This is a genomic window from Providencia sp. Je.9.19, assembly GCF_051129765.1.
Classification (GTDB): Bacteria; Pseudomonadota; Gammaproteobacteria; order Enterobacterales; family Enterobacteriaceae; genus Providencia.
Genome location: NZ_JBCPSS010000002.1, coordinates 184,730 through 204,607 on the forward strand (window position 1 = coordinate 184,730; position 19,878 = coordinate 204,607).

Consider the following 19,878-nt stretch of genomic DNA (forward strand, 5'->3'; position numbering starts at 1 on the left):
ATACGTATGAAACATTTTCAGGTTGACACTATCGATGATTTACGTCATTTAATCGCAGTATATGGTAAAAATGCTCTATTTCGTGGACAAATCACCCATTACGGCCAGCTCGGTGTTCCCTCTATTGTAGCGTCTTCCGATCGTCAAATCTGCCATCCCAGTACAATGTTAAGATGGTCTACTTATTCTAGTAATGTCCTCGAGACTTTTCTGGGGAGACATCAAAATAAGCAGCATTTTGTTCAGGCTCTTCTCCAGCATTATGGTTGGCGCTCATTTTACATCGATTGCTCCGCAAATCCTGCAGTTAGCGCATGGTTCGCAAGCCATAAATATCGAGAAAGTAAACATATTGAGCTCAGTGAAGACTGTGATGAAGATCCGGTTTTACTACTCAAACGCCATGCGTCGTATGATTTTGAGGATGGGGATGGTCACATCTATATTATCGAGAAAGAAGAAGCCTTACAAATTGGTTTAATCGATCTATCTTCTGTAACACTTTCTGGTTTTCGCCCTCGTACAGTTGCACAAGAAGCCTGGTTGCTGGGGCCATTATCAGGAAGTCCCGTCCCTAAAAAATGTTTCCGTGCTCAGATCACTGCCCCACGTTCAGTTTTACGGGATTATGCATTTACTTCAGGTTTTACTTCTATTGATGATGTTTTTCCGCCCATAGACAAGGATCCCATTTTAAAAGCTTTACTGAGTTTACCTTGGAAGGAAATCAAGGAAGTATGGGATCCAAATTTCCCTATTCCTTGCTTCACGCGAACCCTCAGTATTCCTGAATATCAGAATAGTTTTGTAAAAATTGCATGGCCTAGTACCGCTTTTTTCCGGGGAACACGTCTGTCTGAACTATTTACTTCTAGTGATGGAAATACTTTTGACGGGAAAATTATTTCCGTTCCAGACGTTGTTTTTTTTGGGACTGCTCCTGAAACCATCCCTCCTTGTTTTCCTGAACTTGAAGCGTTATTGCTTCAGTTTGGTACTATTATTCTTGAACTGGATGAACTTATCCAGCATGTGAGTATGCTGGATCGCACTTTCTACCAAAAAGGTGTCGGTATAATAATGATGGAAGAGAACCTCATTCAGGTATCAGAATTCATAGTTGAACATCCAGGGCAAAAAATGGTAGCTGCGGGGATAGCACAAGGCTGGTATTATCGAAAAGATGAAATCGGATTATGGTATAGAGTGACACATCCCGATGAATGTCCCTGTGGTGACACTTTTGCGCACGGTCGGCATTTATCTGCATTAAAAATTGCTGAGGATTATTTTCGTAATCGACCATTCACGGAAGAAGCCGATACATAGTGAAACCGAAGAGAATACAAATTATTTGATGACATAAATAATTACACTCGTAACTGTCCCCTTATCTGACAGGTAGAAGCCTGTCAGATATAACAATACCTGTTCCAGGCTCAGTTTTAGATAGTCTCAGTATAGAGCTTATCTCCAGAGTATGTAGAGTTTTGTACCGTAGGCATATAATAACTAGTCTGAGCTAACTCAGCTATAGTGATGAAAGTTGTTGAATTTTATCTGTTTTAGCTAACTCAGTTATTACTTTATTCAGTTCCTGGCTATAATCGGCTTCAATAGCGACAGAAGTGATAGCTTTAATTAGGTCGGCATAAAAATCTTCATCTCCAGTTAGCCGTAGCCAAAAATCTTGCCCTATGATGACTGGATATTCATATTGAGAAGTGATTCTTTTATAGTGTGAACTTAGCTCGCTACTATCACCATAGAGAACACCGACGATCATATCGTCTCGATGTATTCTGACATTGTTCGTTCTAGCTAAGTTCCTAACACCAGTAAAGTGACCCGCGATAGATTCAACATCGTCTTTATTTATGGTATTAGGACCAGCCTTTAGCTGGCAATACTTCTTATTACCATCAATACAGTCAATGAATTCAATATCAACCCCTGCGGTTGTGCTACCATATGTTTCTTTGATGATACTTAAGAAACTTTGCATATGTTGACCAAATGACGTTGTAATTGAGGTACTTAGTACACGCGGTAATACCAATGCTTTTGCTATGCTTTCAGGAGATGCATTTCCAGTGAGGTATTTCGCTAGGTAAACGGCTAAAAAAGGATTAATGTTAAACTCATTAGGGTTTACTAACTTTTCTGTGTTTTTGATATGATTTTTTGCAATTGATTCTGAGAACCATTCTTTGACCTTTGCTAGGATAACCTCTTTGCTGCTCATAATTTCACCATGCTAATCAATCTGATAATGTATAGAAGTTTACTCAACATTAACGCGATACTACTGTATAATAGGACAGTATTAATCAATTAAATTGGAAGCGTCAGATGAGTGATGTCCAAAAAAATCAACTAATTAATTTCTATACTAACGAATATTTTACTTTAGAAGTATTAGCAGATATTTTATCAGAATCCAAGAAAACCATCGAAAGCTGGGTATCAAAAGGCATAATTAAACCTGAATCTATTGATAATCGGCTTTTTATTCATCATTCTCAGGTGAAACATTTTCCTGAGGTTCAACTTTTAGATGAAAGTAAATGGGATGAAGAATTAAAAACTAAACCGAATCGTCAGTACAACCTGGTTGAATTATTTGCAGGTGGAGGTGGATTGGCTATTGGTTTAGAACAAGCGGGCTTTCATAGTGTTTTTCTCAACGAATTAGATAAGTCAGCTTGCGATACATTAAAGCATAATAGGCCTAATTGGAATGTTGTGCAGGGGGATATATCTACCATTGATTTTACCAAGATCGATGAGGAGATTGATGTATTAACAGGTGGATTTCCCTGCCAAGCATTTTCTTATGCAGGTAAAAAATTAGGGTTCGAAGATACAAGAGGGACATTGTTTTTTGAATTTGCTCGAGCGGTAAAAACATTGCGCCCTAAAGTGTTTATGGCTGAAAATGTGAGAGGTTTAATAAGTCATGATGAAGGTAGGACCCTAGAAACAATAAAAAAAATAATTGATGATTTGGGGTATAAATTAATTGAACCTAAAGTTTTAAAGGCTCTTTTTTATAAAGTACCACAGAAAAGAGAAAGGCTAATTTTAATCGGAATTAGGAAAGATTTATTTGATGAGGCTCTTTTTGAATGGCCTTCACCATATAAAAAAATTTTTACTCTGAAAGATGCTTTTTTTGCTGGAGAGTTATATCAATCTAATGTTCCTCCTTCTCTTGGTCAAACTTACCCGGAAAGAAAAAAATGGATTATGAGTCATGTTCCTCCTGGCGGATATTGGAGAGATTTAAGTGATGATTTACAAAGAGAATATATGCAAGGTAGTTATTTTTTAGGTGGAGGAAAAACAGGCATGGCAAGGCGTTTGTCATTAGATGAACCGAGTTTAACCTTGACAACTTCCCCAGCACAAAAGCAGACGGAGCGTTGCCACCCTATTGAAACTAGACCTCTTCAGGTTCGCGAATATGCGAGAATTCAAACCTTTCCGGATGATTGGGAATTTAAGGGCTCTCTAGGTGCAGTGTATAAGCAGATAGGTAATGCTGTTCCCGTAAATATGGCTGCTGCGTTAGGTAGGGCATTGATTAGATTGCTTAATAAAATATAACTATATGTATTTTATGCCTTTTATGAAATCACCATCCCTAAGTGTTGGTGATTTTCTTATAAATAAAAAACAGGTATTACCTAATTTCACATAAATCGTATTGTTTATTATTATATTTTTTTATTTAATGGTTTTATATCATTATCTATTTTTTTTCCAAGCCATACCCCTTTTTTCCCCACGATTAGCATGAGCATTGGTTCTGTTGCAGACAAGCCAGTCAGCCATGATTTTATGTCAATATATGATGGTTGAGGAAAATCTTCTGGGTGTGTATGCCATTCACCTAAATAAACGAGAAAACCATCAGACAGTTGAAATAAGTCATTTACCTTTTGTTGATGGTGAACGCTTTTTCTTTCTATTCTAGTGCGGCTCCTTACGTCATTTGGTCCGGGCTCTGAAATGTGAGTGACAACGATATGATGCCCTCGTCGTTCTCCTATTAAGGTTCCTCCAGCTTCAGTACTAGAATAATGAATTTGGCGATATGAGTTGAGTTGTTGCACTATCTCACTCATGATCACAACATGGTTATCAAAATCATCTATAAACACTAATTCATTTATGTTCATTACAAATTGGGCAGTTAGGTTGACGTGTTAAGAATTGGGGTTTGAGCGAACGCCCACCTTCAAGTACATGTTCACTATATGTCCATTTTAGCTCCGAACCAAGAGTACTCAACACTGCCATTTGGGCTAAAGATGCGGTTATGCTACTCACCGCAGCATCATAAGGCGTATAAGTACTACCGCAGCTTTTGTTTTTCTCACTTGATATATCGAGATGGTAAAATCTCGAATCGATTCCGTTCCGGTATTTTTCAGGATTAGAAACCATACATCCATAGCAACTACGACCATCATCAATGAAAACCTTTGATACCCGTCCGTTGCCATCATTAAATGCATGAATAATAATTGGTCTTTGCTCTGCTGGAATATTTCTTACGATGGCTGCTATACGTTTGGATACCGGAGGACGACCTGTAGCATCAATAATAATGTCGTATTTCTGCATTACATCGGCACTGATGTGAAATTGTTTTTCAAATCCGAAAATTTTCGTCTGTAAATGCACTGAATCTTGGAGTTTTTTCGCAAGTGAAATAGATTTAGATCGCCCGAAGTCATGTGATGATAAAGTATGGCGACCAAAATTACTGGGATTATATAAGTCATCATCATAAAGGTGTAGAAAACCCTTATTACATCCAGCCCCATTTCTGAGTAATAACTCAGCAAGATATCCACCGATAGTACCACAACCGACAAGAGCTATTCGTTTTTCTGATAGACTTTTTGTTCCTTGCCGTTGTGAATTTCGACTCAGTAAAGTTTTAATATCAGCCCGAATAACACCTAGTCGTTGATACGCAGTGCAACTTTTTTTACCACTCAATAAAGTCGCTAATTTGGTCGTTAATTTTTTTCCTGACTTTTTGTGTCTTTTAAAATCAATGTATTTAGTGTCGAATTCGACATGAATGGCAAATATATCCTGATTGAATACATCAAAGAGAAAAATATATTTTTTTTTGCCTTCAGCTTTGATGTGCTCAATAACTCTGTCTCTGGCATTGTGATCTGCTTTTTCAAGCCAATCCAATAGATCTCGAAATGAAGCCGGAGGCCATTTCATGCCTGCAAGACGGCTGGGATTTACAGAAATATAATGTGTATTAATTGGCTCTCCTTTTAATGAACTCTTAGGAAGATTCCTTTGCTTGAGCCATTTCTTTATAACAGTTTTCGAGTCCTCTGCTGATGATTTCTCTACGGTTATATATTCCTGTCTTATGGTATTATTAGATAAGCATAATTTTGATAAATATGTTTTAAGTTTGGTGCTTCGGGTAGCATTTGATAAAACGAACAAATTATCACTAGGTCGCCAATATGCAGCAAACTCACCTTCCAGCTCTCGCCTATCATTTAGACCTTCTGTTGCTGCTGATACAGAATTAACAAGAGTTAGATATATCTGTTTATCAATATCCTTATATGTTGCCTCCAAGTTGTTTGAATCCCAATCTGCCTCCATTTGGTCAACATAACATAGAAACCCTTCAAGGCTAATATGGGGCATAAGACGATTTTTAAATTGCTCAGGAATTCCTATAATGAAAGCGGTTGGTAGTTTAGTAAATGGATCTGAATGGTGCACAAGGGCTACATTAAACTTTCCAGCTGTAGTCTCATATTCTTTTGTATAAAAACCTAAGCGCTGATTCTTACTGTATAGAATGGCTTCTTCAGGAAGATTACGGGCATACACAAAGTGATACCCGCAGCGTATCATTACTTTATGGAGCTGTCCCTCTTCCATTAGCCGCTTACCATCGTTTTGTTAATCTTGACAGGTTCAGGTTCTTTAGATGGTGATACTTGAAAAGCTGGAGCCGCCACTATTGATGTAATTAGCGAAGCGTTAGTTACTCGCTGACCAAATCCTTTGTTTATTTTGAGTAAAGCTTCATCCCTAGTGTTTGTACATTCGGCATCCAGTAAAATGCCATGTAAGTTTTTCATAGTATTAACTATACTTCTTTGGTGAACATTTTGATCCTGTTCTGCAGGGAATAGTAATTTTTCATCAGTATCATCTGGGCTCTGTAGACCTCTCGAAAATTCATCGGGGAGTAGTTTGGCTACAAGCTTCATTGTTTCAGTTAAATTTGAGCCATCATGAATTTCTTTATTAAGAATATTTACTACTGCAGTCATCAAACTGATAGATGAAGGGCCACCAACCTCCCATTGAGCATCTCGCCAAGCTTTCATGAAACGGCAAATTAAACGAAGGTGTCCCCCTATTCGTTCGCAGCTATCATTGAACCAGTCTTCAACAATTTTAGGATCACTAATCGTCCATCTTTTTTCTCCACCACGGAGTGCTAAATTGACTTTATCCGACTCGACTTGATATGCCTCTCGAGAGTCTTCTGTTGAAACTGACTCGAACATAGCTGATAGCTCTACAATGTTGTGTGCAGAGTCAGCAGCTGTTTGTTTAGTTTGGAATTGTTTTTTAGGGATAGCATACATTGGTACATCAATATGTGTTTTCTCACTAGGAATCTTTATGCGACCACAGGTTTGTTTATCTTCAAACACCCACCCATCGTTTTCGGCTTGTAAGGATTTTAGTGAGGTATCTACAAGTAGAAGTAATAGGGTGTAGCCAATACGTGGTTCAGATTCGAATACTGTCATGGGCAGATAAGTACCATCATCAATATCCATTTCTTGTCCTGGGTGAAAAGGCCTGTTCAATGTATCGTATTGAAAACTCCCTTGAGTCCAAAATCTTGGCTGTAGATTAATGAAATCATCACGTGCTTCATCATCCATTTCAAAAATAAGTCGTGCGACTTCTGTTTGTTCAGAGGCAGAGAGATAGCGAACATTAGTTTTTGTCAGCTTTAGTCTAATATTTTCAAGAGAGAGCATATCTTTTTTGACGTTAGCTGCTAATTCTCGTGCTTCTTTAAAAACATCTCTTGTTCGTTCTCGAACGATCTGTCTAAGTGTTCTTAATTCTGAGGATTCAGTTTTACTCAGTTTTAATTTACTGATTAAACCATCCTTATTGTGAGTGTAGTAATTGTTAAAATCCCAACGAATCATAGTGTCTCCTGCGTATTTGCTTGCTTAAAAGGTTTTGCTGCAGTAATGAAAAAATTTCTTAATCTCTGATTCTGAGCGAACTGAATATTAGCGAGTTGTTTTCCTCTAGCACTTAAATTTTGCAGAGAGCTTTCACTAGCATTATCCAAAGTGATATCGTTGGCTGCTTCATTGGGGATAACTTCATCCAGGTAAATATAATTATCCAAGGCATCATTGAGCATAAGTTCACGCTGAAGCATATTTTTATGAAGATGCTGGTTAGCTGTCATGGTGGTAAGTACTAGCCTTTTACCTACACCCCACAGATGGTAGTATCCATTCTGCTTTTTTTTGCTAAGTAATTTAGGGCTAAGTGAGTACTCTTCACCAACAGTGCCGACGTTGAGAATGTGTATGTCTCTGTGTGTTACATTAAAGTCAGGTTTCATATCCTTGAATACTTCTAGTAGACCAATATAGCTAGGATTGTTAGCAACCAAGCCTCCATCTGCAAAATATGCACTAAGACTTTCACAATAGTGTGGTGCAAAATACGTTGGTGCTGCGGAAGTCGCGAGTGCGGCATCAATCAATTTTAGAGAACCATCGCGCGTGAAATTAGGGTTATGAGGAGTTTTGAAAAAATGTGGTCTCCCAGTTGATAGGTTAACCGCTGGAATCATAACTCGTCGAGTCAGTTCATTAAACGTGGTTTCAGCACCAATCATCATTTCAATAGTTTCCCTTAGTGGGGAACTACTATAAATAGGAGCCCAAAGTGACTTAAGTAAATTAATCAATGGAGGTCTTGTTGGAAAAATGTTAATCGCTTTATTTGCAAATACATGTTCCAGTTCACGAGCACTTTTGCCTGTAGCAAGGCCGAGAGCCAATATCCCTCCTATTGATGTTCCTGTAATAAGGTCAAAATAGTCACCAATTTTTACCTCTTGGTCAGAATATTTCTCAGCGAGAATTTTCTCAATCTCAGCGAGGACACTGATAGTAAATAATCCTCTGGCACCACCACCATTTAAGCTAAGTATTCGTACTTTGTAATTATTCATTGTACTTGTATCAGACATTGGTAGCTTTCCTTAGAAATATATAAATATTACATATGTCTGATTTTTGAATTTTCAATGTACATATAACCAGTATTTCTAAAAACGGAGGTAATAGCTGAAATTTTATTATAATTAAATTTAATTATAATCTTTTGATTTATTTACGGCATTTAATTCTGAAAAAATAGACTTTTAAGTTGAGGCATCAAAAAATATTTTTATGTGTGGTGTGTATCGCTGAGAGTACTACTCAGTATATAGAAGGATATAATGGTTTTTTATCAAGAGAATGAATTTAAGGAATAATTTAATATATCTACTATTATTCCTAGCGTAATTAGTCGGACTATTAACCAAGCAATTCATCACCACCTATGATCCTCACTAGAACTTAATTTTTATTTGTCCATCAATTGGTTAATAGGTAGCTTGGTATCAAATCATACTAACACAGTCATATCAGTTTGAGGTGTAGATCCGAGGGGGATTAGTCAGTTTGTTACCAAACGAACATTATCCAAGCAACCTTTGTCCACTCGCTAAGTAAAATGTTCCTGATCATCGGGTGGTAGCATAACAGATATTAAGCTGATTCTAATCAATTTAGACAGCTAAAAGCTCAGAAAGCGTCTTCCTGTGTATTAAGGAATATAGACTTACAGGAATGACAGTAAGTGGCTCTTCTTGATGAAGGGATGATAACATTCCTCGATAAACGGCGATTTTGGTAAAGCCATTCAGCTCAGCCAGCTCTAGTCGTGGCGTAGCTATGTCTCATGAAAGTTATGATACTTTTTCATAGTTGAATTTTCGGTGCGATTTAAATGTTGGTGCTATCAGCGCAGAAAGGGTAGCGGTACGATGGTTATGCTCTGGACTCGGTAATACGTGCCTGTAGCCAATTTTCAACCTCGCTCTTTAACCAGCGAGAGCTACGCCCTAGTTTTATTGGTTTAGGAAACTCCCCATCTTGGATCAATTTATAAAACCATTTATCTGTTAGTCCGGTTAAACGGGTTATAAATTTCATATCAACGCATTGGTCATCTAATAAGAGAATCGCTTGAGTGCTCATTATTGAACTCCTGTCTTTAAAGTTAAAAGGCAGAAGGGATATCGATAAATGTTTAGGGATATCTCTCTTCCAAAAGATATCCCCCTCATGTTTTTTATTGGTAGATTAACGGCTGCATCCAAAAGAACGCTCGCCATCACCATAATATTTTGTATGTTCTTTAGCTAAGTAACTACAGCGCTGGTTTAATTCAAAAATAGAGTTTTCATTGTAGGTATTACTATTATCTAGCCAAGTAACAGCTTTATCTGGAATTTGAACTGAATAACGATCAGTAGGGTAATCAATACCAATAGCGCAGCACCATGCTTGCTGTATTAATGCGTATAACGTTCCTTCCGTTTTCTTAAAATCCCCTAAACCTTTATAAACGTCTTTGTTCAATAGTAAAAGCACATGGTAGTGCTTTCTATTCTTTATCTCACCGAATTCTCTAACCCATACATAAAACAATGAGCATGAATGGTTTCGCTTCCATGCTTTATTTTTACGTTTTAGGTCAGCTTCTATTTTAGCTTTTAATGATTCAAAAAATCGAGTAATAACGCTGGAATCATTAAAGTTAAATATATTTGATGAAGGAAATCGCAAGTCCACTCGAATAGCAGAAACACGATTGTGTGTTAGGAGGGATTTACGGATCGTGTGGTTTATTTTCTGAATGTAATGCTTATTGTAGGTGTAACTAGACATGATTGATACCTTTGGTTGGTTTTTAATTCATATCTAGAATCGGTCTTGTTAAAAATATGGTTCATCATTCATAAATGGTGGCTTATCTAAATTACGTGATAAGTGACATGATGATTTCTAATAATCAATGAGTGACTATATTAATAATAATACTATACCAACACTCAAATCTTTACTCACACACTCTGTGTAGCCGTCATTAATGGCTATACGCACAGTCTCGCTCATTTTATCTACTCTGATATTAGTTTTTTTGGTTTTTAGCTATACTTAACATTGTTTTCTTGCTTCATATCACGATATACAAGCTATAAATGACCTATGATGGCACCATCATTGCTACGTAAAATACAGCGTTATTCTGTGCTATGATTGCTGACTAGATTTAGTGAGGTAAGGTGATGAAAATGGAAGCGAGTATAAAAATTGAAATTAATGATAATTATCTAAAATATAGAAAAATTTATATTGGTGAGTATCTTCTCTACAAGAATAATAAAGATTTCCCTCTTGGCTTTTTTTCCAAGGAGCAATTTGAAAAAAATGATTCCGAAATTATTTTTTTAATGAAAGAATTTTTAGAGAAGAGTGGGGTTAATAGTGAAGGCTTTTTTGATGAGGTTAATCTTCTTTTACTTAGAAATTTAGTTAACGGGGAAAGTTTTTTTAAAGATAAACGCTTTTCATTTTTGGTTGTTAATTGTCTAATGAAAATATATAACTATAATTTAAAAAATGGGGCTTTCCCTCCTTCTATTATTGCCACCGAAAATTTCTCGCCTATAGATCTATACTCATTAAATGGTGAGGATATGCCTTTTCATTACATGATAGCATTACTTGATTTTATTACAGTTGTCATTGATTATAGGAAAACTATTACAGATATAAATGAGATGAAAAAAACATATCTTTCATATTATCAGGAATATCAAAATCCTTTTTCTTTTTTACCTAAAAGTATAGGTTCACTAGAGTGGATAGTGTCTAGAATGAAAGATAGGCAAATAAATATTTGGCGTGATAATGATGTTAATGTTTTAATTAAAAATGATGGGTGGAAATGTGTTCTTTCATGTTTTGATGTTTTTTTATTTCTCTGCGTAACTGATTCAAAAGTATCTGATGTTAAGCTTTTTTTATTGCGAACAAGAAAAGCATGGAGTCAAAAGAAATTCCGTGATGGCGTTAAAGGTAAAGAGGTATTGAATACCTATATATCTAAAGAGTCAAAGTTAAAATTAAAAAAAATAGCAAAGCATCATAATAAAAATATTAATGAAATTATTGAAGCTATGATTGATCAAATTGACTTACCAGAGGAACCATTAAAAAAGCTAATATTGACAGCTAAAAAGGAAAATTAAAAAAACTACAGATATATATTATTAACTTGAATAGCCACAATGATTTTTCAAGGATGTAATATGAACCTACAACCCGAATTAGGAAGGGTGATATCCGCCTTTCCTGCTTCATTTAAAAATCTGTTTTTCAACCAACTCAATCACCTAATCAACTATTCCCCCACCATTGGTCTAATGGGTAAAACGGGTGCAGGAAAATCCAGTCTTATCAACGCATTATTCCAATCGCCCTTATCGCCAGTGAGTGATGTTTCAGGCTGTACACGGCAGGCTCAGCGCTTCAGTATAACTATGAACAATCACACGCTTACCTTTATAGATTTACCCGGTGTAGGTGAAAGTCTTGAGCGTGATAAAGAGTATCACCAGCTCTATCATAACTTATTGCCAGAACTGGATTTAATCATCTGGGTACTCAAAGCTGATGACAGAGCATGGTCTTCTGATGAACAGTGTTATCGCTTTCTCACTGAGCAATGCGGTTATCAACCAAACCGCTTTCTATTTGTGCTGAACCAAGCTGACAAAATAGAACCCTGTCGCCAGTGGGATGAACTGTACCACCAACCATCCCCAGAGCAATCAGCTAACTTAAAATTAAAGCAGCAAGCCGTGATAACTGCATTTAAGCCACATCATCCTGTGATGACAGTTTCTGCGGTCGAAAACTATCAACTCACTGAATTAGCAGAGCAATTAATTCAGTCGTTACCGGCAAAAGCCAGTAGCGGAGTAGCTAGGCAACTAAGCAGCACTTACCGAACACATTTCGTAGAGAACTCTGCACGTAACGATTTTGGGCAATGTGTCAGTGATATCGTCGATACGCTGATAGACATCCTTCCCCTGCCTGTCTTGATAAAAAGCACGATTGGTACAGTCAAAAACAGCATCGCCTCCGTCGCTAAATCCCTGTGGAGTTTTTTCTTTTAACTTCTTAAATTAACACAACATTGATGACATCAAGCGCGAGTCCTTAACGGGATTGGCGCTTTTTTATTTCTTTTTATTGGAGTATCAACTTATGAGTAACACAACTGAATCTACTATCACAATGGAATTAGTCCCTGATGAACAACGCCTTGATTTTTGGTTCAACCATTTTGGTACAGTGAAAGGCTGGGCCACCTTTGAAGTAGTGATCTTTACCACGATGGGCCAATTCTGCGATGAGTATCATGGCGGTTACTGGGAGTACGGCTCGCTTAATAATGGCGGTGCCTTTATCTACCCCGATATCAACGCAGACACCTTAACCCTATTCAACATGCACAACGGCAATGAAGCCACCGTGAGCCTAGAAGCGGCAGGGATTGCGGTGTGTCTGATCCTGTACAGCATCTGGTCATTCCAAACAGAAAGCGAAGTGATGTGCGACCGCTTTTATCAGTTGCGTGACTACGCGTTACAACACCCCGAATCCGCTGCCATTTTCCACTTAATTGATTAATCAGGAGTCTATCATGAGTTTATTAGCTTCGCGTTTTGGCTCTGCTAACAGTATTCGTCGTGAGCGTCCACTGACCATCGAAGAGTTATTCCGTACTGTACCGAGTGTCTTTTCTGAAGAAAAACACGATTCTCGCAGTGAACGTTATACCTACATCCCGACCATTACCTTGTTAGATAGCCTGCAAAAAGAAGGCTTCTATCCGTTCTTTGCCTGCCAGACTCGGGTACGTGATATCAGTCGTCGAGAGCACACGAAGCACATGTTACGGCTTAGACGACATGACCAAATTACGGGTATACAAGTACCTGAAATCATCTTACTTAATAGCCATGACGGTTCGAGTAGCTATCAGATGTTGCCGGGTCTATTTAGAGCCGTGTGCTCTAACGGTTTGGTGTGCGGTGATGTATTGGGTGAAGTACGTGTACCCCATAAAGGGGATGTGGTGGGGAAAGTGATTGAAGGGGCGTATGAGGTACTCGATACGTTTGAGCAAGTGGCTGAAAAACGCGAAAGTATGCAGTCGTTATTGTTACCTCCACCCGCCCAGCAAGCCTTTGCTGAAGCGGCTTTGACCTACCGCTTTGGTGAAGAGTTCCAGCCCGTCACGCGAGAGCAAGTTCTACAGCCTCGACGCGTTGAAGATAAAAAAGAAGACCTTTGGACGGTGTACCAACGTCTACAAGAAAACCTGATTAAAGGGGGATTATCAGGTCGCACTGCAAAAGGTAAACGTGCTCGCACTCGTTCAGTGAATGGGATTGATGGCGATATCAAACTCAATAAAGCTCTGTGGGTGATGGCGGATACCTTATTTAACCAACTTGCCCCTCGCCAGCCCAACTAATTTTCCCGCCCTGACAGGTTGTGTCGCTATGCTTCACTTTCACTTTGTTTAAATAAACAGCATGGCTTTATTTATCAATGAATTACTTATAGCTATTTTTCACTAAAAAGCCCAATGAGAATTTTTCCCAACAGACATAACCTGTCAATCCCCTAAGTTAAACTCCCTTACTTCTTAATTTCCTAACGTCTGTTATTGAGAGCAATACGTTATGTTTCAGATTAACCGAAAATATGACCGCATGGCTGTGCGACTCTCTGCGCTGATTGCCCGTTTAATGGCAGGAGAAAGCCTTGTGCTCTCATGTTTAGCTCAAGAGTTCAACGTTTCTGAACGCACGTTACAACGGGATTTACGTGAACGCTTGGCTTATCTGGGTGTAGAAAGTCGGCAAGGTTGTTATCGCTTGCCCATCAATACGCTAAAAGCTTATCGAGACAAAGATATTCTAACTTTTGTGAAACAGATTGGGATGACTCGATTGTTTCCGGGGCTAGACAGCCGCTTGTTAGGATTACTGTTAACCCAACAGCCCCATGCACCTTGTTTGATTTGGCACCACGCCCATAAGATTTCGGCTTTGCATGCCGACCATTTCTATCAATTGGTGTATGCCATTACCAGTAAACAATCCATTAGCTTACTCACGCTTGAGCGTCGTTTTAATCCTCTACAACCTTATCAACTGATTTACCGTGAAGGCCAATGGTATTTACTAGCGGAATATCACCAGCAAGTGCATGTCTTGTTGTTGGATGATATTCAACAGGTTCAACCGCTCAATACCCCCTTCACACCGAAACACGCAGTGATGCAACTGTCACAACAAAACAGTTTTATCGCAGCCTTACCACATTTTCGATTGATATCACAATTACTTACCGCTCTTCCATCACACAAAGAAAGGAGCCGACCATGACATTATTAGCCCCACCAGCATCGCATCCCACACATTGTCCCCACTGTTCTTCTGAGCAAGACATCATTGCATGGGGCTCCGGCTGGATGTGCCGCGATTGCGGTCACGAATGGGCCATGCCCATTCAAAGTCACCATCACACTGTGAATTCATCATCACATAAGGAACCTTAAAAATATGAACACCATTTCACACTTACAACGGGGTTTAGAACGCATCGCTATTGTTATCAGTATTTTGTTATGCCTTTGGATCACTGGCGTATTGTTAACACACTTCCAGCTTATCGCTCTAATCATGAACCCGTATGGGATCACATTGATGTACTTCGTTTTATATCTCTTAGCTTTGGTTACCCCACAACTCTTGGCGCAATTGGGCTTATGGGTTTTAAGTGCCTTTAAGGGGATTGATTATAAAATCCATTTCAACCCCAAATTAATTGCTATTATCTCTGCCATCATTATCGGATTAGCCCTCTCTAGCCTACTGATTATCATGTCATCCGGTTGGCTATACGGTTTTACTGAAGGTATCGCCACCACGATATTACTGGTTGATTTGCTTATCGCCAGCGGCATTGCCTTTTATCTTCATCGACGATTTCGTCACTGGATTTCAGTGCGGTTAAACCATCAGCCATAACATTAAACATGGTCTGTAATTTTATTGTGGATACCTTATTCACAACTCACCAGATAACCATCGAATACGCCATATCAGGGAAAGCCAAGCACCCATTAGACGGTGTTCAACAAGCGTCAATCTGACGTTTCTATTTATGTTGATAGGAATTTATAATGAAAAGATATGTAGTTGTAACTGTATTGGCCTCACTGTGGTTGATGACATCATCCGCCTCTGCCACCAGCCAGCCCCCTAAAAATACCATTTGGGAATATAAAGGCGATGGCGGTAAAACCTTATGGCAAGTGTGTGGAAGCCAAAATAGTACTTGTAGGATTGTTGGTTCAACCAAGCACTATGTTGCTATATTGAATCATAAATCTGCGTCAGGTTGCGCATTTGGTGATTTCTACATCGTGGCAAGAACTGACGGAAACTGGCAACAACGCGATACGGGCACTTGTAGCCCTAACGCTTATGTTCAAAAAGGATACATTAATAACGGGCAATATTCGTCAGTTGATATTGGTGTCAACGGGACTATCGTCAAACGCTATCCGATAGGTTATTGGAACCAGCAAAAAGAATTATCAGGTAAAAAACGTCCACGTTGGAAAGAAAAAGACCGTACTAAAGGCGGATTGCAAACCAACCAGCAATAAATCTAGATGCTCGCTACCATCGCTTGTGGTAGCGAGGATGATAAAAGATAACTAAAGGTAACGTAATGAATAAGATAAAAAGTGTATTTGCGATAGGACTATTGGCTGTTAGCACATTTAGCTTGGCTGAAGAACAACAGCGTTATGCGAGCATCACACATACCAGCTCAAATTTTATTAACCAAGGCTACTGTGGTTATTCATTTACCCTCGATAATGGCGGTAGCCATATGGTTTTAGACCATGCGGAGTTTGGCGCTCTTGAACTAACGCTGCGCATGAAAGATCGGCAAGGAAAAGTATTAGGGGATACGGTGCTGGAAGTGGAACCTTTTGGCGATTCTAGCGCCACGCGTGCCACGTTTACTGGATTAGAAATACCTTGTGAAGATGTTGCTGAGTTTGAAGTGGTTAAAGCGGTGGAAGAGCAGAACGGGCATAAAGTTGAGTTACCGCTATCGATCTTTGAGGCGAATAACCCAGAGTTGGCTAAGGTTTCGGTAGCAGGAAAGTGATATGTTAGTAATGTTGATGGTTTCGTCAGCATTACTCTCAAACTATAAGGTTTATTAATTTAACATATTGAAGATAAAAGGATCACATGAAAATATTTAAAGAAATAAAAGAAAATGTTTATCTAATTGTATTTTTATTATTATTGACCTTTAATTTTCTTATCGTTAATTTTAACTTCCCACTTAAATACGAAATTGTTATTCTTTCATTTTTTATAATAATTATACTTTTCTGTATCCTGTGTTTTAAAATGGGGTATTCATTTCTAAGGTTTTTAGTTATAGATGAAGATGAAATAAAAATTGATTACTCTAAGTTCTTAACGTTACTTTCTTGTTTTTCATTTTTATTACTATCGGTGCTTATTAATTTGAATGAAGTGGAAATTGCTAGATATGTTCTTCTCGTATTTATCATTTTAGTGTTGTTTAATGGCATTTTTTTCTTTTATGATCTTGAAAGAAAAGGGAATAAATTCATTTCGAGATTTTGGTTTTTTCTTTTATCAGTAATATCTATAGTATATTTTGTTGTAAGCGCTATAGCAGCTAGTTTTTTCATGAAAATAAGTAATATGGATATAACTAATTCACCATTTCTTGAGTTAATATGGACATTCTCATCTATGGTATTTATTTTCTTTTTAGTTCTTCAGCCGCTTTTGTATATATTCTTTTTGAAAATGGCTGGTAAATTGAAGGGAAGTCGCTTCATAACTACAGTACTTCTTTTGGCTGCGGCTACCATCGTATTATCATTAGTTTTACGGTGGATTCCAAATTTCATGGTGTTAGCTCTAGATATTTCTACTGATTATGAGTGGAGAGTCTCAGCACATTGCGGTCAATTGGAAATTTCAGAACCTCAAGAAAGATACTTTGGCTTCCATGTTGATAAATACACCGTATATTTTTCTGATAGAGATGGAGAGTGGGGTTTTGAAGAGTTGAGATGCATCAAGGATGAACTTGGTGATGATAGATATATAAGATTACCTATAGATGGGAGCTCCATGCCTAAGTGGTTTAATGATTCCGAGAAAGAGTAAAGTAAAATACTTTACTTAAATAAGGTCTCTTACAGGGTACAATGCAATAATACCATGTTAAAGTTAGTGATGTTGGTCAGCTTACTAGAATCACAATTACCTGAATTGGATAACCATCAGAAAAAGTAAGAATTTCATCTGTTGGTACATGTGTTGGTATAAATAAATTTATACTTTTATATTTTAATTTAAATTATGAGGTTAAGTATTATGTGCGAGTCCGGCCTTCGCACCAAAAGAACATCAAGAGACGTCAACGGACGTCTTTTTTTGCATCTGAAATCCAGTGTTTGCAAGGCTTTCCCCGCGTTTTCAGTCAATGCACGTCAATCTAACTCAACCCACATCAACCTCCGAGTGAGTATACAACTGAGTATATACGTCGCTTCGATAATATTTATATACTCGTCATACTTCGAATTACATGGATGTTAGCTTCGCTCAGCTATCCGAGTCACATAGTTATCTATGCTCCTCGGCTATTTTCACTTGCCGCCTACATGTAATCCGAATTATTTAGAGTATGTATTTGCTCTGAGGTGAGAGGATAAAGAATATGGCATTGATGGGGATATTAAATTGAATAAGGCGCTGTGGGTGATGACAGAAAAGATGTATGAATGTTTTCAATAGAGGTAATTATGAAAGTTAGCTTAAGTAGAAGTTTATTACATCGGTTGGTAAATTAAGGGGTAGCAAATTAATGAAACCTCTGTTATTTGCTTAAGCAAACTTTCTTTTGAGTCAGTCTAGTGTGTCATTAACCGAAGTAAGGAAAATGCTTGATGAAGCAATAAAATGTTTAGTTAATGGTATTGACCCAAACGAAAATATTATGCGATATGTCATGTGATGTTAGATATGGTAGGGCATTTTTTACAAAGGGAACTAAATATCATCCGGCACTCCACATTGCTTCAAAATATCGAAGTTCTTAGATATTCCCGCCCCTGCTATTAAGGTCATGGGGCTTTTGGCTTAGTCGCTTATATTCTAATGCTAAAAAATAAACTAGTGTGCTTAACCTAAATTTTGGTAATGTAGGTAACTAATATTAAGGGCCAACTATTTTTAGGAGAGGGTATGGCATATCCGACGTATTTAGTTTTAAAAGGTAAAAGCCAAGGTTTGATTTCGGCGGGGTGCTCATCTCAGGACTCAATCGGTAATCGCTATCAAATTGGTCACGAAGATGAAATTCAAGTAATCGGCCTAAATAGTGGTTCTTTTCGTGAGCAGAACGCTTCATATAAGCCCGTTGTATTTACTAAGCCTATTGATAAATCATCTCCTTTACTTTCAGTAGCTTTGGATAGTAACGAAGTTCTAGAAGCAAAATTTATTTTCTACCGAACAAGCCAAAACGGGCAACTTGAAAAGTATTATGAGATCAAGTTGACAGGCGTTTCATTGATTGAAATTTCGGATATATTCCCTGATTCAATAAAAGATAATGAATCTATGCCATATCAACGAATTCAAATGAAATACGAATCTATATCAAGAAGTCATTTAATGGCTAACACATCAAGTTACAGTATTAATAGTGAGATGGTTAAGTAGTTTTTAGTATCAAAAGAGATGTGAGCTATTTGCACATCTCTTTTGATATAACGTATTCATTTGGTGCAAAAATAGATGATTTATAGCATGTATAGTAACCTTTAGAGGTTAAATTAATACTGACATAGGCGGAAAAGAAAAAGCTAAATATGATACCAATTATAAATATAATCGCTAAACATCCCGCTAGCTTATTATTCATTTTTTGTAGTTCTTTTTTGTATCCCAGTACAAAGCTATAATATGAAAAATATAGTACCAAAGGAGCTGCAAAACAAAGGAATCCTGTTTGAAATGAGAATAGAATTCTAGGCTTCATTTGAAAGTAATCAATATAATATGTTGTTGATAGATAGATCCCAAAAATTGCTAAAAGTAAAAGCGCTATAGATGATAGGATTAACTTTGTGGGCTCTATTTTAGCCACGACTGAGCCTCCCACACTGTAAAGAAATTGATCTGGAAATTAATTTTTTCGCTTGATTAGAAACCACGACTTCTCCACCCGAATTTAGTCCAAAGATTATTTACGTGACCATATGTTATTGGTTTATTTAGTTTGCGAGTCTGTAAATATTTAATGATAGTTATGCTAATTTAAGAAGTCATTGAATGGCTAACACATCAAGCTACAGTATTAATAGTGAGATGGTTAAGTAAAAGAGATCAATATTACTTACACATCTCTTTTGATATAACGTATTCATTTGGTGCAAAAATAGATGACTTTTCATACGTTTAATAGCATTCTCGACAGAATAAAAATCCTTGAAGATATGAGTTCTGAATGGAATTTCATGCTTACTTAGCGTGAACTT

The 19,878-nt window shown here is 37.6% G+C and carries 20 protein-coding genes; 12 read left to right on the forward strand and 8 right to left on the reverse strand.

The features are described from left to right. Positions 1 to 6 precede the first annotated feature (6 nt). Entirely contained in the window at positions 7 to 1,329 is a 1,323-nt protein-coding gene (locus AAZR93_RS10045) for an FRG domain-containing protein (protein WP_434719729.1), read from the forward strand. 202 nt (positions 1,330 to 1,531) lie between these two features. On the opposite strand, the gene AAZR93_RS10050 is transcribed toward AAZR93_RS10045, so the two are convergent. Continuing rightward, positions 1,532 to 2,245, reverse strand: a complete 714-nt coding sequence (locus AAZR93_RS10050) for a PmeII family type II restriction endonuclease (RefSeq protein WP_140185940.1) — start codon at positions 2,243 to 2,245, stop codon at positions 1,532 to 1,534. Positions 2,246 to 2,352: 107 nt separating this feature from the next. On the opposite strand from AAZR93_RS10050, the gene AAZR93_RS10055 reads away from it, so the two are divergent. Then, the gene (locus tag AAZR93_RS10055) at positions 2,353 to 3,609 is read left to right on the forward strand and encodes a DNA cytosine methyltransferase (protein WP_434719730.1); all 1,257 of its coding nucleotides are present in this window, start codon (positions 2,353 to 2,355) and stop codon (positions 3,607 to 3,609) included. A 110-nt stretch (positions 3,610 to 3,719) separates the two neighbouring features. Here the strand turns inward: AAZR93_RS10055 and cap3 are convergent, their stop codons facing one another. The 6 genes from cap3 to AAZR93_RS10085 form a co-directional block, all read right to left on the reverse strand. Further along, complete coding sequence (cap3, locus tag AAZR93_RS10060) at positions 3,720 to 4,130, reverse strand: CBASS system CD-NTase/cGAS isopeptidase Cap3 (RefSeq protein ID WP_434719731.1); 411 nt, start codon at positions 4,128 to 4,130, stop codon at positions 3,720 to 3,722. Between the two features lie 40 nt (positions 4,131 to 4,170). Then, entirely contained in the window at positions 4,171 to 5,940 is a 1,770-nt protein-coding gene (locus AAZR93_RS10065) for an E2/UBC family protein (RefSeq protein WP_434719732.1), read from the reverse strand. After that, positions 5,940 to 7,241: a CBASS cGAMP synthase gene (locus tag AAZR93_RS10070; protein WP_434719733.1), complete on the reverse strand. Its 1,302-nt coding sequence runs from the start codon at positions 7,239 to 7,241 to the stop codon at positions 5,940 to 5,942. The genes AAZR93_RS10065 and AAZR93_RS10070 overlap by 1 nt, the downstream gene beginning before the upstream one ends. Beyond that, positions 7,238 to 8,308 carry a CBASS cGAMP-activated phospholipase gene (locus AAZR93_RS10075; RefSeq protein WP_434719734.1) on the reverse strand — a complete coding sequence of 357 codons (1,071 nt, stop codon included), beginning with the start codon at positions 8,306 to 8,308 and terminating at the stop codon, positions 7,238 to 7,240. The genes AAZR93_RS10070 and AAZR93_RS10075 overlap by 4 nt, the downstream gene beginning before the upstream one ends. An 847-nt stretch (positions 8,309 to 9,155) precedes the next feature. Then, positions 9,156 to 9,365: an AlpA family phage regulatory protein gene (locus AAZR93_RS10080; RefSeq protein WP_196735848.1), complete on the reverse strand. Its 210-nt coding sequence runs from the start codon at positions 9,363 to 9,365 to the stop codon at positions 9,156 to 9,158. 105 nt (positions 9,366 to 9,470) lie between these two features. Then, a complete protein-coding gene (locus tag AAZR93_RS10085) occupies positions 9,471 to 10,058 on the reverse strand; it encodes an inovirus Gp2 family protein (protein ID WP_434719735.1) in 588 nt (195 codons plus the stop codon). Positions 10,059 to 10,459: 401 nt separating this feature from the next. Here AAZR93_RS10085 and AAZR93_RS10090 point away from each other — a divergent pair, with 401 nt between their 5' ends. The 10 genes from AAZR93_RS10090 (at position 10,460) to AAZR93_RS10135 (ending at position 19,060) form a co-directional block, all read left to right on the forward strand. Continuing rightward, positions 10,460 to 11,425, forward strand: coding sequence for a hypothetical protein (locus AAZR93_RS10090; protein ID WP_434719736.1), 966 nt, complete (start codon positions 10,460 to 10,462; stop codon positions 11,423 to 11,425). Positions 11,426 to 11,485: 60 nt separating this feature from the next. After that, positions 11,486 to 12,358 carry a GTPase family protein gene (locus tag AAZR93_RS10095; protein WP_434719737.1) on the forward strand — a complete coding sequence of 291 codons (873 nt, stop codon included), beginning with the start codon at positions 11,486 to 11,488 and terminating at the stop codon, positions 12,356 to 12,358. Between the two features lie 91 nt (positions 12,359 to 12,449). After that, positions 12,450 to 12,875 (forward strand): antirestriction protein, encoded by a 426-nt coding sequence (locus AAZR93_RS10100; protein ID WP_434719738.1) that lies wholly within the window; start codon positions 12,450 to 12,452, stop codon positions 12,873 to 12,875. A gap of 13 nt (positions 12,876 to 12,888) precedes the next feature. Beyond that, positions 12,889 to 13,725 carry a DUF932 domain-containing protein gene (locus tag AAZR93_RS10105; RefSeq protein ID WP_434719739.1) on the forward strand — a complete coding sequence of 279 codons (837 nt, stop codon included), beginning with the start codon at positions 12,889 to 12,891 and terminating at the stop codon, positions 13,723 to 13,725. A 211-nt stretch (positions 13,726 to 13,936) separates the two neighbouring features. Next, positions 13,937 to 14,644 carry a helix-turn-helix transcriptional regulator gene (locus AAZR93_RS10110; protein WP_434719740.1) on the forward strand — a complete coding sequence of 236 codons (708 nt, stop codon included), beginning with the start codon at positions 13,937 to 13,939 and terminating at the stop codon, positions 14,642 to 14,644. A gap of 177 nt (positions 14,645 to 14,821) precedes the next feature. After that, complete coding sequence (locus AAZR93_RS10115) at positions 14,822 to 15,289, forward strand: hypothetical protein (RefSeq protein WP_434719741.1); 468 nt, start codon at positions 14,822 to 14,824, stop codon at positions 15,287 to 15,289. Positions 15,290 to 15,444: 155 nt separating this feature from the next. Further along, on the forward strand, positions 15,445 to 15,933 hold the full coding sequence (locus AAZR93_RS10120; RefSeq protein WP_434719742.1) for a hypothetical protein: 489 nt from the start codon (positions 15,445 to 15,447) through the stop codon (positions 15,931 to 15,933). A 65-nt stretch (positions 15,934 to 15,998) separates the two neighbouring features. After that, complete coding sequence (locus AAZR93_RS10125; protein ID WP_434719743.1) at positions 15,999 to 16,448, forward strand: IrmA family protein; 450 nt, start codon at positions 15,999 to 16,001, stop codon at positions 16,446 to 16,448. Between the two features lie 86 nt (positions 16,449 to 16,534). After that, positions 16,535 to 17,497 carry a hypothetical protein gene (locus AAZR93_RS10130; RefSeq protein WP_434719744.1) on the forward strand — a complete coding sequence of 321 codons (963 nt, stop codon included), beginning with the start codon at positions 16,535 to 16,537 and terminating at the stop codon, positions 17,495 to 17,497. Positions 17,498 to 18,580: 1,083 nt separating this feature from the next. Further along, positions 18,581 to 19,060: an Hcp family type VI secretion system effector gene (locus tag AAZR93_RS10135; RefSeq protein ID WP_434719745.1), complete on the forward strand. Its 480-nt coding sequence runs from the start codon at positions 18,581 to 18,583 to the stop codon at positions 19,058 to 19,060. Between the two features lie 25 nt (positions 19,061 to 19,085). Here the strand turns inward: AAZR93_RS10135 and AAZR93_RS10140 are convergent, their stop codons facing one another. Continuing rightward, entirely contained in the window at positions 19,086 to 19,487 is a 402-nt protein-coding gene (locus tag AAZR93_RS10140; RefSeq protein ID WP_434719746.1) for a DUF1240 domain-containing protein, read from the reverse strand. Between the last annotated feature and the right edge of the window lie 391 nt (positions 19,488 to 19,878).

Bases quoted from the DNA above. Each gene is read 5' to 3' on its own strand.
- AAZR93_RS10045 (WP_434719729.1), top strand. From the start codon at position 7: ATGAAACATTTTCAGGTTGACACTATCGATGATTTACGTCATTTAATC.
- AAZR93_RS10050 (WP_140185940.1), bottom strand. From the start codon at position 2,245: ATGAGCAGCAAAGAGGTTATCCTAGCAAAGGTCAAAGAATGGTTCTCA.
- AAZR93_RS10055 (WP_434719730.1), top strand. From the start codon at position 2,353: ATGAGTGATGTCCAAAAAAATCAACTAATTAATTTCTATACTAACGAA.
- cap3 (WP_434719731.1), bottom strand. From the start codon at position 4,130: ATGAGTGAGATAGTGCAACAACTCAACTCATATCGCCAAATTCATTAT.
- AAZR93_RS10065 (WP_434719732.1), bottom strand. From the start codon at position 5,940: ATGGAAGAGGGACAGCTCCATAAAGTAATGATACGCTGCGGGTATCAC.
- AAZR93_RS10070 (WP_434719733.1), bottom strand. From the start codon at position 7,241: ATGATTCGTTGGGATTTTAACAATTACTACACTCACAATAAGGATGGT.
- AAZR93_RS10075 (WP_434719734.1), bottom strand. From the start codon at position 8,308: ATGTCTGATACAAGTACAATGAATAATTACAAAGTACGAATACTTAGC.
- AAZR93_RS10080 (WP_196735848.1), bottom strand. From the start codon at position 9,365: ATGAGCACTCAAGCGATTCTCTTATTAGATGACCAATGCGTTGATATG.
- AAZR93_RS10085 (WP_434719735.1), bottom strand. From the start codon at position 10,058: ATGTCTAGTTACACCTACAATAAGCATTACATTCAGAAAATAAACCAC.
- AAZR93_RS10090 (WP_434719736.1), top strand. From the start codon at position 10,460: ATGAAAATGGAAGCGAGTATAAAAATTGAAATTAATGATAATTATCTA.
- AAZR93_RS10095 (WP_434719737.1), top strand. From the start codon at position 11,486: ATGAACCTACAACCCGAATTAGGAAGGGTGATATCCGCCTTTCCTGCT.
- AAZR93_RS10100 (WP_434719738.1), top strand. From the start codon at position 12,450: ATGAGTAACACAACTGAATCTACTATCACAATGGAATTAGTCCCTGAT.
- AAZR93_RS10105 (WP_434719739.1), top strand. From the start codon at position 12,889: ATGAGTTTATTAGCTTCGCGTTTTGGCTCTGCTAACAGTATTCGTCGT.
- AAZR93_RS10110 (WP_434719740.1), top strand. From the start codon at position 13,937: ATGTTTCAGATTAACCGAAAATATGACCGCATGGCTGTGCGACTCTCT.
- AAZR93_RS10115 (WP_434719741.1), top strand. From the start codon at position 14,822: ATGAACACCATTTCACACTTACAACGGGGTTTAGAACGCATCGCTATT.
- AAZR93_RS10120 (WP_434719742.1), top strand. From the start codon at position 15,445: ATGAAAAGATATGTAGTTGTAACTGTATTGGCCTCACTGTGGTTGATG.
- AAZR93_RS10125 (WP_434719743.1), top strand. From the start codon at position 15,999: ATGAATAAGATAAAAAGTGTATTTGCGATAGGACTATTGGCTGTTAGC.
- AAZR93_RS10130 (WP_434719744.1), top strand. From the start codon at position 16,535: ATGAAAATATTTAAAGAAATAAAAGAAAATGTTTATCTAATTGTATTT.
- AAZR93_RS10135 (WP_434719745.1), top strand. From the start codon at position 18,581: ATGGCATATCCGACGTATTTAGTTTTAAAAGGTAAAAGCCAAGGTTTG.